This is a genomic window from Croceibacterium xixiisoli, assembly GCF_009827305.1.
GTDB lineage: Bacteria > Pseudomonadota > Alphaproteobacteria > Sphingomonadales > Sphingomonadaceae > Croceibacterium_C > Croceibacterium_C xixiisoli.
The window spans coordinates 36529-53358 of record NZ_WTYJ01000005.1; the positions used below are offsets into that span (position 1 = coordinate 36529).

Here is a 16830-nt window from a genome sequence, read left to right on the forward strand (position 1 = left end):
CTCATTACCGAAAATCAGGTGACGTCACCTTCGTCTTCATCGATATCGGCCGTCAGATCCACCGGCGTGGCCGGCTGAATGGTCGATACCGCATGCTTGTATGCCAGCTGGACGAAGCCTTCGCGTTCCAGCAGCATGCAGAACAGGTCATAGGCGGCAATGCGCCCCTGCAACATCACGCCATTGACCAGGAACATGGTCACCTGCACGCCCGCATCGCGCACGCGCGACAGGAAAATATCCTGCAACTGGCGCTGCTTGCGGTTGCTGTCATCGGTGCTGAACTGTTCCGCATCGACGGGCTGGCCCGGCATGATGGTGGAAATGGCGTGCTTGTAGACCAGCTGCGACTGTCCATCGCGCCGCAGCAGGATGGAAAAATTGTCGAACCAGGTCACGATCCCCTGCAACTTGACCCCTTTGACGAGAAACATCGTCACCGGGGTCTTTTCCTTGCGGAGATGATTGAGAAACAGGTCCTGCAGATTCCCGCCCTTGGCACCGTTCGATGGTGCAGGGGTCGGCGCCGGCTTGGGCGCACGAGGTCTGGCAGTGAGCGTACCCTTGGTCATTCACATGACTCCTTGTTTTTGTTGGCACCCAGCAAAAGCAGGGCGCATTCTGGCCGCACAATGTTTCACCATGATTGTGGCAACATCGAAACAACCGATTTGGTCCCGTCCGGACGCTGTAAATTTACGCAATTGCCCACCATAGGCAAGCATCTTTGCGCTTACTCGCCCTCGGCCTCCCCTTCACCATCGCGATCCGTCATTCCCAGCAGCTTCAGCTTCCGATGCAGCGCCGATCGCTCCATGCCGATGAACCCGGCGGTCTTGGAAATATTGCCCGAAAACCGGCGGATCTGGATGCGCAGATATTCGCGTTCGAAGCTTTCGCGCGCCTCGCGCAGGGGCACGCCCATCAGCGATGATACGCCGCCACCCTTGTCCTCGCTGCTGCCGGTAATCTCGTGCGGCAGCATATCGGGCTCCACCCGCGCCAGGCGGTCGCGCGGCGCCAGGATGACGGTGCGTTCCACCACATTGCGCAGCTGGCGGACATTGCCCGGCCAGTCATAGGCCTGCAGTGCAGCCAGCACTTCGGGTGCCAGTTCGGGCGGGGCCACGCCCTGTTCACGGGCATAACGGATGAAGAAATGCTCCGCCAGGGCGGGAATATCGTCCCGCCGGTCGGCCAGGGCCGGCACGGTGACAGGCACCACGTTCAGGCGATAGAACAGGTCTTCGCGAAACCGCTTTTCGGCGATTTCCCGCTCCAGATCGCGCGATGTCGACGATACCACCCGCACATCCACGCCGATCTGCCGCGCGCCGCCAACCCGTACGAAGCTCTGTTCGGTCAGCACCCGCAGGATCCGCGCCTGGGTGCTCAGCGGCATGTCGGACACTTCATCGAAATACAGCGTGCCGCCATCGGCCGTTTCCAGCAGGCCCGGCCGGATCAGCTTGCCATCCAGCTCTTCGCCGAACAGTTCCTGTTCGAACCGTTCGGCGGTGATGCGCGCGGAATTGACCGTCACGAAGGCCTTGTCCGAACGCGTGCTCCATTCATGCAGCAGCCGGGCGGCCACTTCCTTGCCCGAACCTGCCGCCCCGCTGATCAGAACCCGGCTGCCCGTGCTGGCAACCCGCTTCAGCGTGGCGCGCACCTGGTTGATCGCGGCGGAATTGCCGGTGAATTCTTCTGCCGACTGGCTGCCTTCGCGCAGCCGGGCATTTTCCCGCTGCAACCGCTCGGTCTCGGTCGCGCGCTCGACCAGCAACAGCAGGCGTTCGGCTTCGAACGGTTTCTCGATGAAATCCATCGCCCCCCGGCTGACGGCGGAAACGGCGGTATCGATGTTCCCATGGCCGGAAAAGATGATCACCGGCAAGCCCGGTTCGCGCGCCTTGATGGCGTCCAGCACTTCCAGCCCGTCCATCGGACTGCCGTGCAGCCAGACATCCAGCAGGACCAGGCTGGGGCGGCGTTCGTCAACCATGCGCAATGCGGACGTGCTGTCGCCCGCCGTGCGGCATTGGTATCCTTCGTCGCTCAATACCCCGGCGACAAGTTCCCGAATGTCCTGTTCGTCATCCACGACGAGGATATCGAGTGCCATCAGCTACGCTCCTTCCAAGGCCATAGGGCCTGTAATTTCATTCTGCCGCGTCATTGCCCTGGTTTGCCGCAATCGGATCGCGCGCAAACCGCAGCACCACGCGGGCACCCCCGTGCTCCGTCTGGGAAAAGGCGAGATCACCGCCATGTTCCTCGACAATCTTCTTCACGATCGCCAGCCCCAGCCCGGTCCCCTTCTCACGCGTGGTGACATAAGGTTCCATGATCCGTTCACCGCCCTGCGGCAGGCCAACGCCATTATCCGTCACGGCAATGATGAACTGGTTTTCGGTCTGGCTCATCTCGACCTGGATCGACCCGCGATAATCAGGCTCGGCATCCCTGCCACGCGCTTCGATCGCCTCGGCCGCGTTCTTGAGCACATTGGTCATCGCCTGGCCGAACTGATGCCGGTCGCACTGGATCGGCAGAATGCCTTCATCGGCCTGCGCACGATAGTTGATGCCCTGATGACCGACTTCCTGCAGGAACATGGCCTGCCGCACCAGGCTGACGGCATCTTCCTGGCGAAAAACGGGCTTGGGCAACCGCGCGAAGGACGAAAACTCGTCGACCATCTTGCGCAGGTCACCCACCTGCCTAATGATGGTGGCGGTCAGATCTTCGAACAGCTCACCATCTTCCAGGATCTGTTTGCGATAGCGGCGCTTGATCCGCTCGGTCGCCAACTGGATCGGCGTCAGCGGATTCTTGATTTCATGAGCAATGCGTCGGGCCACGTCAGACCAGGCCGCCTGCCGCTGATCCAGCAGCTGGCGCGTGATATCCTCGAAGGTGATCACATGACCCTCTGCAGCGGCGGCGATCTTGACCGCCAGCGTCAGCAGTTCGCCGGCCTTGCTATACTGGACGATACCGCTGCTGGCGCCGGAATCGCGCAACGTGGCGATCTGCGGGGCGATATCGGCCAGATTGATCCCCTCATCCGGCCTGTCGGTTCCATCGATCAGCAGATCGCGGGCCGAGGCATTCATCAGCAACACTCTGCCTTCGGCATCGATCGACACAATCCCGGCAGTGATCGACTGAAGCACAGCTTCCATGAAGGCGCGGCGTTCCGCCAGCTGGCGATTGGCGCCCAGCAACGCATCGGTCTGCCGTTCGATCTGCGACGTCATCCGGTTGAAGGCGCGATTGACCAGACCGATCTCGTCCGGCCCCGTGCGGCCTGTTACCCGCAAGGCATAGTTCCCGCTGCCCACCTCACGGGCGGCATCGACCAGTTCGGTCAACGGCTTCACCTGTCGATCCGCGAAGCGCAGGGCAAACCATACGGCCATGCTGACCAGTGCCAGCGACATGCCGAACAGCGCGAGGTTGAACCGCAACTGCAGCGCCCGGGCGCGGCGGGTCAGCACATCATAAGATGCGACCACGCTTTGCGCCCGCTTCCACTGACTCAGCGCATTGGTGTCCGAATTGCGGGCGTTGTAGAGGTAGAGACCAATCTGCCGATCGATCGGCGTGATCGCCTCGATCCGTTCCGGGCTGGCGATCACCACCACATCTTCCCCAGCGCGCAGCCGGTCCAGCGTGTCGGCGGACACCCGTTCGCGCGTTTCATCTTCATCCGGATCCACAATGGCGGCGATCCGCAGGCCGCCGCCCTGCGTCTGTTCCAGGATGGCACTCTCGCTCAGTTCACGGCTCAGCGTCTGATAGGAATAGCCTTCACCGAATTCGGGTGAGGTGATCGGTTCCTGTTGCAGATAGTAACGCAAATCGCTGGCCATCGCGAGCGTCTGATTGCCGACATCACGCTGATTTTGATCGTAATATCCACGCGCCAGTTCATTGGCATTCTGCAGCATCCCGCGCGAATTGTCGGAAAACCAGAACTCGACCCCCGACTGGAACAAAAGGCTGGCAAACACCGCCACCAACAGGGTCGGGATGGCCGCCACCAGGGAGAAGAAGAACACAAGATTGACATGCATTCGACCCATCGCGCTGCCCGACCGCCGGATAGCGAGCCGGCGGCCGATAAAGATGATCAGGGCAAGCGCCGGAATCAGCGTGCCGAGCAGCAGGGCAGCGGATTGCTCGGCCGGCAACAGAGCAGCCGCCGTCGATGCCCCTGTCACCGTGCGATAAGACGCCACGACCATGACGCACAGCGCCACTGCGGAAGCCGCCTCTATCCAGCGCAGCAGATTGGCGCGGCGGGCCATGACAAGCGTGCGGCGCCACCAGCGGGGGGACCGCCTGGGAGTTGTCAGATCTTGCGTTGCAGAATCCAGCGACATCGTTGCCATGCTACAACACTGCTGTTGCCGCATGGCAAGCGCATTGTTGCATTGACAACACTATCTTCGAACAAAACGCTCCGGGTCGATGGAAAGATCATCGAGCCGCTTGCGCAATGTGTTGCGGTTGATCCCCAGCAGATGCGCCGCGCGCAGTTGATTCCCGTTGGTCTTGCTCAGCGCATGTTCGAACAGGGGACGTTCAAATTCCGCCAGGGCCGAATGGTACAGCGTTCCTTCACTGAAATCAGTGGTTTCCAGCCAGCTTGTGATGGTGGGGCCGATATCCCCGCCGGTCGCGGATGTGTCGATGGCCGGGCGATGCTGCAAAAACTGGCGAACCGTTGCGGCATCTATCCGCTCTTCCCGCGCCAGCAGCGCCAGGCGAAAGATGAAATTGCGCAGTTCACGCACATTCCCGCGCCAAGGCTGATCTTCCAGCAGGGCGGTTGCATCGGGCAGCAGATGGTGCTGCGGCAATCCTTCTGCCGATGCCTGGCGCAGGAAATGACGTGCCAGCGGTTCTACATCGCCCGTCCGCTCGCGCAATGGCGGCAAATGGATCGGCACGACGCTCAGACGATAGAACAGGTCTTCCCGGAAACTGCCATCGGCGATCAGTGGGGCCAGATCGCGATTGGTGGCGGCGACGATGCGGACATCAATCGCGATTTCCTGCTGGCCACCCACCCGGCGAATGCGACCCGATTGCAAGGCGCGAAGCAGCCGTGTTTGTGCTTCCGGCGGCATGTCACCGATTTCGTCGAGGAACAGCGTACCGCCATGGGCCTGTTCGAATTTGCCGATCACCCGGCTGACGGCACCGGTGAAAGCGCCCTTTTCGTGACCGAACAGTTCACTTTCGATCAGATCACGCGGAATGGCCGCCGTGTTGACGGGCACGAAGGGCCCCGCCTTGCGATTGCCGAGCTGGTGAATGGCCTCTGCCACCAGCTCTTTCCCGGTGCCGGATTCGCCAAGTACCAGCACCGTCAGATCATTGCGCAGCACGCGGGTGATCATCCGATACACATCCTGCATCTGCGGGCTGCGCCCGATCATCGGTAGGGTTTCGGCAGCTTCGGGCTCTGCCTGCTCCAGCCCGGATCGGGCGTCGGCTGCCTGGCAGGCGGCGCGGATCAGATCGTCCAGATCGAACGGCTTGGGAAAATATTCGAACGCATCGGTATCGGTCGCGCGCACAGCGGTATCGAGGGTGTTTTGCGCCGACAGGATGATGATCGGCATATCGGCATGGCTGGCCCGCACGCTGCCTAGTGTGGCAATACCATCCCCATCGGTCAGAATCACGTCGGTCAGCATCACATCATAGACATTGTCTGCCAGCAGCCTGTCCCGCCCGGCAACGCTGTCGCAGCGGTGGACGGTGAAGGCTTCATCTTCCAGCGCAGCCGTGATCACGGTCGCGATCGAGACATCGTCTTCCACCAGCAGGGCACGCCGCGACATCATCAATTTCCCTGTTTGGCCAGCGGCAGATGCAGCCGGAAATGCGTCCAGCCCAGCGCTTCATCGCGTTCGTGGCCAATCCGGCCATCCATGTCGCGCACCAGCTTGCTCACCAGGGCCAGCCCCAGCCCCTGCCCGTTCTTCTTGCTGGAAACGAAGGGTTCGAAAATATGGTCGCGCAGCGTGGGATCGATCCCCGGACCATTGTCGCTCACCTGCACTTCCACCGGCAGCTTCACCGGTCGCCCGAGCCGCATGACGTTGAGCACGAAACCGCTGACGAAGCGGGTACGGATCACGATTTCCGGCGCCGGCTGGCTGTTGCAGGCATCTCGCGCATTGCTGATCAGATTGATGAGCACCTGCACGAGCGCCCCTTCATTGGCCAGTACAGGCGGGAGCGAAGGATCGAATTCTTCTCTGATGGCCACCGGCAGATCCGACGCTGCGCGCACCGTCTCGCACGCACGGCGTATCGCGGCATGAAGATTGCAGGGCGCCACTGGTTCCGGCTGTTCCCGGCCCAGGCGCTGCATCCGGTCGATCAGCTGCGCAATCCGGTCCACCTCGTCGGCGATCAGTGCGGTCAGGGCCCGCTCACCCTGCCCCACCTTGCGCGCCAGCAGTTGCGCCGCGCCGCGAATGGCAGCCAGGGGGTTCTTGATTTCATGCGCCAGCACGGCGGGGCCGCGAAGGATGTGCCCGCGATCCTCATCTCCGATGCGTTCGCCCTGCCCGGCATCGGACAATGTCACCACGCGCCAGCCGGGGCGGTTGTTGAGCGGGGAAATGGTCAGATTGACCGAAGCGGGTCGATCATCGATCCGGATCGAAAGCCCCCGCGCGACGATCTGGCTTTCGCCTTTCTGCACCCGGTCCGCGATCAGCACTTCACCGAAATTGACCACATCGAGCAGTCTGGCCCCAACCAGGCGGCGCGCGCTGCGCCCCAGCATGCTTTCCGCCGCCGGATTGAGCTCTGCAATGGTCAGGTCGGGCCCGATCAGCATCAGGGCAAAGGTGAGCCCGGCGATCTGTTCGCGTGGGCCAGGAAGATTGACGTCGTCCCCCGTCACGCGGCCTGGCGCCGTACGAACGGTTCATAGAAACGGTCGATTTCGCCAAGCACTTCAGCGGCATCATCAATGAAGTTCACATGATTGCGGAACTCGGCCGAACCATGCATGCCCTTGGTGTACCAGCCCAGATGCTTGCGGGCCATCTTGACCCCAAGGTCGCGGCCGTAATGGTCCAGCATGGCGTGATAATGCTCGATCAGCAGGGCATGCTGTTCGCCGAAACCAGGCGTTGCCAGTGTCTCTCCGGTTTTCCACCAGTGCATGATCTGCGCCAGCAACCAGGGGCGGCCATAGGAACCGCGCCCCACCATCAGCCCGTCAGCGGCCGACTGCTCCAGCGCCTTTGCGCTGTCCTCGACGCTGCAGATATCGCCATTGACGATCACCGGAATGGACACGGCATCCTTGACCTTGCGGATGAAAGCCCAATCCGCGCTGCCCTTGTACATCTGATTGCGGGTGCGACCGTGAACGGTGATCATCTTGACCCCGGTATCCTCGGCAATCTTCGCCAGTTCAGGGGCGTTCAGGCAGTCGAGATCCCAGCCCATCCGCATCTTGACGGTGACCGGCACGGACACGGCCTTGACGGTCGCTTCCATCAGCTTCGTGGCCAGCGGCACTTCGCGCATCAGCGCCGAACCGGCGAAACCATTGACCACCTTGCGCACCGGGCAGCCGAAATTGATGTCGATGATGGCCGCGCCGCGATCTTCGTTGAGCTTGGCCGCATCTGCCATCGATTCCGGATCGCAGCCGACCAATTGCATGGACACCGGATCTTCGATCGGAGCCCATGCCGCCTTCTGCAGCGATTGACGCGTTTCGCGGATCATCGCCTGACTGGCGATCATTTCCGTCACATTCAGCCCCGAACCATAGCGACGCACCAGCGCGCGGAACGGCATATCGGTGACCCCGGTCATGGGTGCCAGCACGACCGGGCAGTCGATCCGGACGGGTCCGATATCGATCGGCTGCAAGGGCGGAGGGGGTGGAAGCTGGGCCATAATACAAAGGTGCCTAAAATTTGAGCAGCGCATAGTGGATTGCGGCCCTGCTCGCAAGCCGCTAGCCCCGCCGCGCATCATGGCCGTGTCAGCTTCATCGGATCGCCCGCCTTTCGCTGCGGTCATCGTCGCCGCCGGCAAGGGGCTGCGCGCCGGCCAGCCCCTGCCCAAGCAATTTGCCAATTGGCGCGGTCAGCCGGTCATCCGGCATGCCGCCCTCTCGTTGTCCCGGGCCGGCGCGGAACGCATTGCGATCGCTATTCCCGACGGCGCGGATGAAATTGCCCGCGGCATTCTGACCGGGATCGACGGAATCATTCTGCTGCCCGGCGGTGCCACGCGTCAGGAATCGGTGAGATGTGCGCTGGAAACGCTCGCCGCCAATGGTGCCTGGCCCCATGTGCTGATCCATGATGCCGCGCGCCCCGATTGCCCCGAGACCGTGATCGACCGCCTGCGCGAAGGCTTGTTGCGCCATCCTGCGGCGATCCCTGTTCTGCCCGTGGTGGACAGTCTGGCGATCAGCACCGATGGCCTGATGACGGGCAGCGCCCGACGGGAAGAACTGCGTCGGGTCCAGACCCCCCAGGCCTTCCGTTTCGATGACATTCTGGCTGCCCACCACGCGTGGCACGGCGCAGCTGATGCGGGCGATGACGCCCAGGTCGCGCGCGCTCATGGGCTGGAGGTGGCGCTGGTCGATGGCGACGAACGATTGCACAAGCTGACATTTGCGGAAGATTTCATGACCAGACCCACCACCTTCCCCCGCGTCGGTACGGGGTTCGACGTTCACCGGTTGGCAGAAGGCGAAGACCTCTGGCTCTGCGGCCTCAAAATCGATCACACCCACGGCCTCGCCGGCCATAGCGACGCCGATGTTGGCCTCCACGCGGTGGTCGATGCGATCCTGGGCGCGGTCGCGGCCGGCGATATCGGGCAGCATTTTCCGCCCAGCGATCCGCAATGGCGCGGCGCCTCGTCCGACCGATTTGTCGAACATGCGGTGAAACTGGGCCGGGAGGCGGGCTATGCCGTCGGCAATGTCGATCTGACGCTGATCTGCGAAGCGCCCAAGATCGGTCCGCATCGGGACGCAATGCGGGCCCGGCTTGCCGAACTGTTGCAGGTCGCGGTAGGATCGGTCAGCGTGAAGGCGACCACCACAGAACGGCTGGGCATGACCGGCCGTGGTGAAGGTATTGCAGCGCAGGCGGTGGCCACCATGATCCCGCTGGAAAGGACAGACCTGGATGACTGACCCTCGTAAGCTGGGGATGTTCCTCGGCGCGGTGCTGCTTGCGGTGACACCTCATGTCGCCTCTGCCCAGCAGCGATGCGTGACCGAGGCTGAGGTGAGTGCGATGACCATCTATGCGGTGCCGAGCATGGTAAAGAGCCTGCAAAGCCGATGCGCTGGTCGCCTTTCTTCAACCGGTTTCCTGGCCACTCGGGGGCAGCAATTCGCTGGGCGTTATGCTGCGCTTCAGACCACGGTGTGGCCACGGGCGAAATCGGGCCTGCTCAAGATCATCGCCAGCCGGACGCAAAGCGAAGCTGCCATCCGCAATCAGAATACGCGTGGCCTGGACATGATCGGCAATCTGCCTGACGAAGCGGTGCGGCCTTTCGTTGATGCGCTGATCGTTCAGGAACTGACCCCGCAGATCGATCTGGCCAATTGCAGCAAGATCGAACGGGCGATGCAGGCTGTTGCACCGATCGACCCGGAAGTGTCCGCCGGCCTTGTTGGTCTGGTGGTGGGGCTGGCACAGCCCAAGGACATCAGCATCTGCCCGGAAAGCGGGCAATGAGCGATAGCCTGCTGCCTGCCGATATTGTGGCCCTCGCCCGCCGCGTGATTGCGGAAAATCGCGTGATCGGGCGCAAGGTTACCGTAGCTGAGAGTTGCACCGGCGGCCTTGTTGCCGCGGCGCTGACGGAAATCCCCGGATCGTCGGAAGTGTTCGAACAGGGATTTGTCACTTATTCCAACGAGGCCAAGGAAGACCGGCTTCGCGTGTCATCGGATATCATCGAAGCCTTCGGTGCCGTTTCCGTCGCCTGCGTTTACGCGATGGCTCAGGGCGCGCTGGAGCTCAGCAAAGCCGATGTCGCGGTGGCGATCAGCGGTATTGCCGGGCCCGATGGTGGCACGGATACCAAGCCTGTCGGCACGGTGGTGTTTGCCCGGGCCGTGCGCGGCGAAGAAAAGAGCGAGGCTGAATCCCGCCTGTTCGATGGGCAGGATCGCGCCGGTGTCCGCCGTCAGGCGACGCTTTGTGCGCTGGAACTGCTGTTGCCGTAAAGCTCGTCTGCCCGGGTTTCGAATGCGGCAACCATCTTGCGGAAGGCGCGATCGAAATATTGCCCGGCCAGCATTTCGAACATCTTGTTGCGGAAGCTGAAATCGACATGGAAATCGATTTCGCAACCGCCTTCGGGCAAGTCGCGGAAATCCCAGCGATTGTCCAGGTCCCTCATGGGGCCGTCGATATAGAACACCTCGATCATGCGCGGCCGATCCTTGATCACGCGTGAGGTGAATTTTTCTCGCAGAGCCTTGAAGCCCACCAGCATGTCGGCGACCAGTTCGCTGCCGTTGTCGGATTTGACGCGGGTGGCCACCACCCATGGCAGGAATTCGCCATAGCGACCGACGTCCGCGACAAGATCGAACATCTGTTCTGCCGAATAGGGCAGCCGGCGGGTTTCGTGAATTCCAGGCATCAGGCGTGCTGGTTCTGCTTTGCCAGCCGGGCTTCGCGTGCGGCCTTCATCTGGGCGAAATCATCGCCCGCGTGATAGCTGGAACGGGTCAGCGGGCTGGCCGCCACCTGCAGGAAGCCCTTGGCCCGGGCAATCGAGCCATAGGCATCAAATGCCTGCGGCGTGACGAAATCCTGCACCTTGGCATGCTTCGGCGTCGGCTGCAGATACTGCCCCATGGTGATGAAATCGACATTCGCGCAACGCATGTCGTCCATGACCTGGTGCACTTCGAGCCGCTGTTCGCCCAGGCCCATCATGATACCGGATTTGGTGAAGATCATCGGATCGTGATTTTTCACCTCTTCCAGTAGGCGGAGAGAGGCATAATAGCGCGCGCCGGGGCGAATGGTCGGGTAGAGCCGCGGCACGGTTTCCAGATTGTGGTTGTACACGTCCGGCCCGGCCGCGCAGATCGCTTCCAGCGCAGGGCGCATCTTGCCACGGAAATCGGGTGTCAGGATTTCAATCGTGGTGTTGGGTGTATTCCGGCGCAGCGCCTGGATCACCTTCACGAACTGCCCCGCGCCGCCATCGGGCAAATCGTCCCGGTCGACACTGGTTATAACGATATGTTCCAGACCCATCTTGGCCGCAGCGGTGGCCACATGTTCGGGCTCGAGCGGATCGACCTTGCGCGGCATGCCGGTCTTGACGTTGCAGAACGCACAGGCGCGCGTGCAGACATCGCCCAGGATCATCACCGTCGCATGCTTCTTGGTCCAGCATTCACCGATGTTGGGACAGGCAGCCTCCTCACACACAGTGTTGAGGCTCAGGCCGCGCATCAGCGCGCGGGTTTCCTGATATCCCTTGCTGACCGGGGCTTTAACCCGGATCCAGTCAGGTTTGCGTTGATGCGGAGGCTGCGGCGCTACGGAAGATTCTGTCATCTCCATTACAGTAGGGAACTGCCTTGCCACTGGCAATGGCAGGAGGCATGGCAAAACGCATGACAGACGAATCCTCAGAACTCGACTATCTGATCGCCGGCTATCAGCGTTTCCGGGAAATCGGCTGGGAACCAGAACGCGACCGCTGGGCCGCCTTGCGCGAAGGGCAGCAGCCCCGCATCATGGTGATCGCCTGTTCGGACAGCCGCGTCGATCCGGCGCAGATCTTCGACGTTAATCCAGGCGAGATCTTCGTGGTGCGCAATGTGGCGGCGCTCGTTCCCCCCTTCGAAACGACCCCTGGGCATCACGGTGTCTCGGCCGCGCTGGAATTTGCAGTGCAGGTTCTCAAGGTCGCCGAAATCGTCGTCATGGGCCACGGCAAATGCGGCGGTTGCCGTGCCGCACTGACCGATGAGCTACGCCATGAACCACCGGGAAGCGGTGGCTTTATCGCCAATTGGATCGACATGCTGGGCGATGCCCGGGAACCCATCGTGGAAGAACTGGGCGTTACTGGCCCGGCAGCAGAACGGGCGATGGAACTGGCGGCAGTCAAGGTCAGCCTGGCCAATCTGCGCACCTTCCCCTGCGTTTCGACGAAGGAAGCCAAGGGCAATCTGGTGCTGCGGGGCGCCTATTTCGCCATTTCCGACGGCGTCCTCCACCTGCTGGACGAAAATACGGGCGCGTTCTCCCCGGTTTGATCGCCCGATAAGGCTGTCCATCCACGGTTGGCAGGGCTCTGCCGCTTGCGCCCTGTCCGGCTGCGCGCCATCATCGCGCGATGCAGCCAGACACGCATAAGAACATCGCCCTGCTGATCGATGCTGACAATGCCAGCCATCATGCGATCGATCCGGTTCTGACGGTTCTCGCCGAACTCGGCCAGGTCAATATTCGGCGCGCCTATGCCAATTGGGCCAAGTCCGCTTTGGGCAATTGGAACAAGATTACCCACCGGTATGGCCTGCAGCCGATCCAGCAGTTCGATCTGACCAAGGGCAAGAATGCCACCGACATGGCGATGACGATCGATGCGCTCGATCTGCTCTATCGTGGCAAGGTCGATGGCTTCGGGATCATGAGTTCCGACAGCGATTTCACTCCGCTGGTCACAAGGCTGCGGCAGGATGGCCTGGTGGTTTATGGCTTTGGCAGCAGCCAGGCGCCCGAAGCGTTCAAGACTGCCTGCACCCGCTATATTGACGTCGACCAGTTGATCCGCACGGCCAAGGATGCTGAACCCACCCCGGCCAGCACGGCGATCGACCGGGAAATCATCGAATTGCTGGCCGGCGCCTGGAAGGCGGCGAGCCGCGATGAGGAAGGTTTCGCCCGGCTGCAGGAAGTCGGGCAGATTGCCGGCAATCGATCCAGCTTCGATGTGCGCAACCATGGTTTCAAGCGGCTGGCCGATCTGGTGGGCGCCGCCAGTGACAATTTCAAACTCGAACGCAGAGCCGACAAGCAGCTTTATGTGAAGCGGCTGCGCTGATCATTCGCGCGCCAGCGTGGCGATGATCGGGCACAGCCCCCCGGCACCTGCCCCGCATTCATGCGCCAGCCGGCTCAGGTGATCGCGGGCATGTTGCAGCCGGGCGATATCGGCATCGAGTGCGGCGATCCGCTCCTGCGCCAGCCGCCTGGCTTCGCTGCGATCGTCAAGCGCATCGAGTTCCTTCAGCCGGGCGATTTCCGCCAGCGTGAAACCGGCGTTCTTCCCTGCCGCGATGAACTTCAGCGTCTGGACATCGGTTTCGTCATAATGCCGAATTCCCGCACCGGGCATTTTCGACGGACGTGGGTCACGCAGCAATCCGCGTCGCTGGTAATAGCGCACGGTTTCGACGCCGATGCCCACCATCCGGGCCAATTGCCCAATAGACATGGATGACATGCTTGACTCCGTACCTGGGTACGGGGGTTATAGATGTTCCCATCATGACAGAGCAACCCGCCCCTACGCCCCCGCCCGCTTCTGAAAAACGGGCCAGCATCTACCGCATGGTCTATGACAGCCATGTCTGCCCCTACGGCCTGAAAGCCCTCTGGCTGCTGCGCCGGGCCGGCTATGTGGTTGATGACCATCATCTGACTTCGCGGGAGGATACGGACCGCTTCAAGCAGGAACGGGGCGTAGCCACTACGCCGCAGATTTTCGTCGATGGGCACAAGATCGGCGGCCATGACGATTTGCGCGCCTGGCTTGGCAAGCCCCTGCCTGCCAAGGGCGCCGTCAGCTACCGTCCGGTGCTGGCCGTGTTTGGTGTGGCAGCCGGTCTGGCGCTCGCTCTCAGCGCCGCAGTATTCGGCGATGCGATGACGACGCAGGCGGCGGAATGGTTCGTGGCCTTTTCCATGGCGATGCTGGCCATGCTGAAGCTGCAGGACGTCGAAACATTCTCTTCCATGTTCGTCGGCTACGATTTGCTGGCCCGACGCTTCGTGCCCTATGCCTATGCCTATCCTTATCTTGAGGCGCTGGCGGCGCTGCTGATGGCGGGGCGCCTGCTGCCCTGGCTATCAATCCCGATTGCCCTGTTCATCGGCACCATCGGATCCGTTTCGGTGATCTACGCCGTCTATGTGCAGAAGCGGTCGATCAAATGCGCCTGCGTCGGGGGCAGCGGCAGCGTGCCGCTGGGGTTCGTTTCGCTGACGGAAAATCTCGCCATGGTGGCGATGGCACTATGGATGCTCTGGCACTGAGACGCGACCATGACAGCCCGCCGGCGGGCTGTCAGTTGTGGCACTCGGCAAAACCGCTGCCTTCGTAAACCACCCGGCCGAAAGCATCGCGCAGCATGATACTCCCCTGCTCTGCATGCTGTTCGCCGTCTGGCTCCGGCGTTTCCGTGTCGGGGCTGGCGGGTTGCGACGGATCGGGATGGGCGAGAATGTTCAGGCGCAGCGTATGTCCGCGTCCGGAATAGAGCGTTCGCGTGCCCGACGGCAGTTCCCGTGATCCCGGGTCGGCGGCAAAGCGCGTGATCCGTCCGCCCAGCTTCATGAAGGCATCGGTTTCCCTTGCGACCACCCGCGTGCTCAGATTGGTGCCTGGGGCATAGATGCAGCCTGGGCCGTCCATGTCATGGCGCTGCATGTCCGCGTCGAGGATCGGATCGGGCGTGATGAGCTCGACGGGCGGCGGGGCATTGTTCGCCTGTTCCACGGCGGCGACCATCTGTTCATCGGCGCGTCGTTGTTCTTCCGGGCTGACAGGCTCGGTGCAGGCCGCAAGCCACAGCAGAGTGCCGCACACCGCCAGTTTTCGCATCAATGCCTCCCGAACAGTTTTTCGACATCGGTCATGGCCAGCTTGACCCATGTTGGACGCCCGTGATTGCACTGGCCAGAGCGCGGCGTACATTCCATTTCGCGCAACAGGGCGTTCATTTCGACCACTGACAGCACCCGCCCCGCGCGGACCGATCCATGACATGCCATGGTTGCGAGAACATGTTCGATCTTTTCTGCCAGCAACAGGCCCTGGCCGTGCTTGGCCAGATCATCCGCCAGATCTTGCAGCAAGGATTGTGGATCGGCATCTTTCAACGCCCCCGGCATGGCACGCACCAGCATGGCGTCAGGCCCAAACCGTTCAAGCAGCAAACCGAACTCGGCAAAACCGGCGATCTGCTGTTCCAGTCGGTCGCAGTTCACCTCATCCAGTTCCACCACTTCGGGGATCAGCATGGCCTGGCTCGCGGCGAGCTTTTCCCCTGCCCCGGCGGCGCGGAGCCGTTCGAGCACGAGCCTTTCATGGGCGGCATGCTGATCGACGATGACCAGACCATCGGCAGCTTCAGCCACGATATAGGTGTTGGCGATCTGTCCGCGCGCAATACCGAGTGGATAATCCTTTGCCTCAGCCGCGTCGTCGGCCTCGGGTCCAGCGATAGGGGCGGCAATCTCGGCGCGTCCTTGCGGCAGGGCCATCGCCTGCGCTTCATAGCCGCGCCACTCACGCGATGCCTCTCGCACGGCAGAGCTGGGTGGAGACCATCCCCCGGACGCAAAAATCGACCGCTGGAACGGCTGCGATGGCGGCGCGGATGCGACATCATCCGGTGTTACCGGCTCTGCCTGCCAACGGCCCATGGCCGCCGCGTCGGGCGCCTGGGCGCTGCGGCGATCCCCGGTGGACAGGGCCTGTCGCAGACCGGAAACGATAAAACCCCGCACGGAAGGGGCATCGCGGAAACGCACCTCGCTCTTAGCGGGATGGACGTTCACATCGACGTCCTCTGCCGGCAGAGACAGAAACAGCGCCAGGACTGCATGCCGATCCCGCGCCAGCATGTCGGCATAGGCACCTCGAACCGCACCGATCAGCAGCCGATCCTTCACCGGGCGGCCGTTGACGAACAGATACTGATGGTCTGCCACACCCCGGTTGTAGGTCGGCAGGCCTGCCAGTCCGGTCAGCAGCATCGGGCCGCGATCGATGGCGATTTCCACACTGTTGCCGGCCATGCCCCGGTCGATCAGCTGCGCCACGCGTTCGGCGATTTCTTCGCCCGGCTGGACAGCGAATATCCGCCGGTCGCCATGATCGAGGCTGAATCCGATTTCCGGGCGCGCCATGGCCAGCCTGCGCACGATGTCGAGACAGGCGGCATATTCGCTCCGCGCGGATCGCAGAAACTTGCGCCGCGCCGGCACCTTGCCGAACAACTGCTCCACCCGGATTCGCGTGCCCGGTGGCAGGGCAGCCGGCGCGTCTTCGGTCATGACCCCATGATCGATCACCCGTCGCCAGCCCTGCCCCGCGTCTCGAACCCGGCTTTCCACCGTCACGCGGGCGACGCTGGCGATCGATGGCAAGGCTTCCCCGCGAAAACCCAGCGTCATCACCTGCTCGATGAATTCATCGGGCAATTTGGATGTGGCGTGACGTTCCAGCGCCAGTGCCATGTCATCCCGCGACATGCCGCATCCATCGTCGATCACCTCGATCCGGCCAAGCCCACCATCAATGATGGTTATGGCGATTCGCGTCGATCCGGCATCAATGGCATTTTCGACCAGTTCCTTGAGAGCAGAAGCCGGCCGTTCGACCACCTCGCCAGCGGCGATGCGGTTGATAAGCGCTTCTGGAAGGCGGCGGATTGTCGGCATTCGCGCACCCTAGCGGGCGTTGCTGCATTTTTCGAGCCAAGCGGTGCAAAAGCCCGGCTCTGTCGACACAAATTTTTGGCCTTTATGCGCGACT

The 16830-nt window shown here is 62.2% G+C and carries 17 protein-coding genes; 6 read left to right on the forward strand and 11 right to left on the reverse strand.

The features are described 5' to 3' along the window. Positions 1 to 14: 14 nt before the first annotated feature. The 6 genes from hfq to dusB all read right to left on the reverse strand — a co-directional run bounded on the left by hfq (position 15) and on the right by dusB (position 7950). Positions 15 to 572, reverse strand: a complete 558-nt coding sequence (hfq, locus tag GRI97_RS17635) for an RNA chaperone Hfq (protein WP_161392554.1) — start codon at positions 570 to 572, stop codon at positions 15 to 17. Positions 573 to 733: 161 nt separating this feature from the next. Beyond that, positions 734 to 2125 (reverse strand): nitrogen assimilation response regulator NtrX, encoded by a 1392-nt coding sequence (gene ntrX / locus GRI97_RS17640; protein WP_161392555.1) that lies wholly within the window; start codon positions 2123 to 2125, stop codon positions 734 to 736. 37 nt (positions 2126 to 2162) lie between these two features. Further along, on the reverse strand, positions 2163 to 4316 hold the full coding sequence (locus tag GRI97_RS17645; protein ID WP_235917948.1) for a sensor histidine kinase: 2154 nt from the start codon (positions 4314 to 4316) through the stop codon (positions 2163 to 2165). Between the two features lie 135 nt (positions 4317 to 4451). Then, entirely contained in the window at positions 4452 to 5861 is a 1410-nt protein-coding gene (locus tag GRI97_RS17650) for a sigma-54-dependent transcriptional regulator (protein ID WP_161392557.1), read from the reverse strand. 2 nt (positions 5862 to 5863) lie between these two features. Beyond that, the gene (locus GRI97_RS17655; protein ID WP_328598594.1) at positions 5864 to 6937 is read right to left on the reverse strand and encodes a two-component system sensor histidine kinase NtrB; all 1074 of its coding nucleotides are present in this window, start codon (positions 6935 to 6937) and stop codon (positions 5864 to 5866) included. Beyond that, positions 6934 to 7950, reverse strand: a complete 1017-nt coding sequence (dusB, locus tag GRI97_RS17660) for a tRNA dihydrouridine synthase DusB (protein ID WP_161392558.1) — start codon at positions 7948 to 7950, stop codon at positions 6934 to 6936. The genes GRI97_RS17655 and dusB overlap by 4 nt, the downstream gene beginning before the upstream one ends. A gap of 79 nt (positions 7951 to 8029) precedes the next feature. Here dusB and GRI97_RS17665 point away from each other — a divergent pair, with 79 nt between their 5' ends. The 3 genes from GRI97_RS17665 to GRI97_RS17675 are packed head-to-tail and all read left to right on the forward strand — an operon-like array spanning position 8030 to position 10258. Next, positions 8030 to 9211, forward strand: coding sequence for a bifunctional 2-C-methyl-D-erythritol 4-phosphate cytidylyltransferase/2-C-methyl-D-erythritol 2,4-cyclodiphosphate synthase (locus GRI97_RS17665; RefSeq protein ID WP_161392559.1), 1182 nt, complete (start codon positions 8030 to 8032; stop codon positions 9209 to 9211). Further along, on the forward strand, positions 9204 to 9764 hold the full coding sequence (locus tag GRI97_RS17670) for a hypothetical protein (protein WP_161392560.1): 561 nt from the start codon (positions 9204 to 9206) through the stop codon (positions 9762 to 9764). The genes GRI97_RS17665 and GRI97_RS17670 overlap by 8 nt, the downstream gene beginning before the upstream one ends. Further along, on the forward strand, positions 9761 to 10258 hold the full coding sequence (locus GRI97_RS17675; RefSeq protein ID WP_161392561.1) for a CinA family protein: 498 nt from the start codon (positions 9761 to 9763) through the stop codon (positions 10256 to 10258). Before GRI97_RS17670 ends, GRI97_RS17675 begins: the two co-directional genes overlap by 4 nt. Here the strand turns inward: GRI97_RS17675 and GRI97_RS17680 are convergent. Beyond that, positions 10219 to 10680 carry a type II toxin-antitoxin system RatA family toxin gene (locus tag GRI97_RS17680; RefSeq protein WP_161392562.1) on the reverse strand — a complete coding sequence of 154 codons (462 nt, stop codon included), beginning with the start codon at positions 10678 to 10680 and terminating at the stop codon, positions 10219 to 10221. The two genes, GRI97_RS17675 and GRI97_RS17680, sit on opposite strands and share 40 nt — an antisense overlap. Further along, positions 10680 to 11612 (reverse strand): lipoyl synthase, encoded by a 933-nt coding sequence (gene lipA / locus GRI97_RS17685; protein ID WP_202392842.1) that lies wholly within the window; start codon positions 11610 to 11612, stop codon positions 10680 to 10682. The genes GRI97_RS17680 and lipA overlap by 1 nt, the downstream gene beginning before the upstream one ends. 59 nt (positions 11613 to 11671) lie before the next feature. Between lipA and GRI97_RS17690 the strand changes: the two genes are divergently transcribed. Both GRI97_RS17690 and GRI97_RS17695 read left to right on the forward strand, forming a co-directional pair. After that, a complete protein-coding gene (locus tag GRI97_RS17690) occupies positions 11672 to 12319 on the forward strand; it encodes a carbonic anhydrase (protein WP_161392564.1) in 648 nt (215 codons plus the stop codon). A gap of 80 nt (positions 12320 to 12399) precedes the next feature. Beyond that, positions 12400 to 13110, forward strand: coding sequence for an NYN domain-containing protein (locus GRI97_RS17695; RefSeq protein ID WP_161392565.1), 711 nt, complete (start codon positions 12400 to 12402; stop codon positions 13108 to 13110). On the opposite strand, the gene GRI97_RS17700 is transcribed toward GRI97_RS17695, so the two are convergent. Continuing rightward, the gene (locus GRI97_RS17700; RefSeq protein ID WP_161392566.1) at positions 13111 to 13512 is read right to left on the reverse strand and encodes a MerR family transcriptional regulator; all 402 of its coding nucleotides are present in this window, start codon (positions 13510 to 13512) and stop codon (positions 13111 to 13113) included. Positions 13513 to 13556: 44 nt separating this feature from the next. On the opposite strand from GRI97_RS17700, the gene GRI97_RS17705 reads away from it, so the two are divergent. After that, positions 13557 to 14324 (forward strand): MauE/DoxX family redox-associated membrane protein, encoded by a 768-nt coding sequence (locus GRI97_RS17705; protein WP_161392567.1) that lies wholly within the window; start codon positions 13557 to 13559, stop codon positions 14322 to 14324. 31 nt (positions 14325 to 14355) lie between these two features. Here the strand turns inward: GRI97_RS17705 and GRI97_RS17710 are convergent, their stop codons facing one another. Together GRI97_RS17710 and mutL are read right to left on the reverse strand one after the other, a co-directional pair. Next, positions 14356 to 14892 (reverse strand): hypothetical protein, encoded by a 537-nt coding sequence (locus tag GRI97_RS17710; RefSeq protein ID WP_161392568.1) that lies wholly within the window; start codon positions 14890 to 14892, stop codon positions 14356 to 14358. Further along, a complete protein-coding gene (mutL, locus tag GRI97_RS17715; RefSeq protein WP_161392569.1) occupies positions 14892 to 16736 on the reverse strand; it encodes a DNA mismatch repair endonuclease MutL in 1845 nt (614 codons plus the stop codon). Before mutL ends, GRI97_RS17710 begins: the two co-directional genes overlap by 1 nt. Between the last annotated feature and the right edge of the window lie 94 nt (positions 16737 to 16830).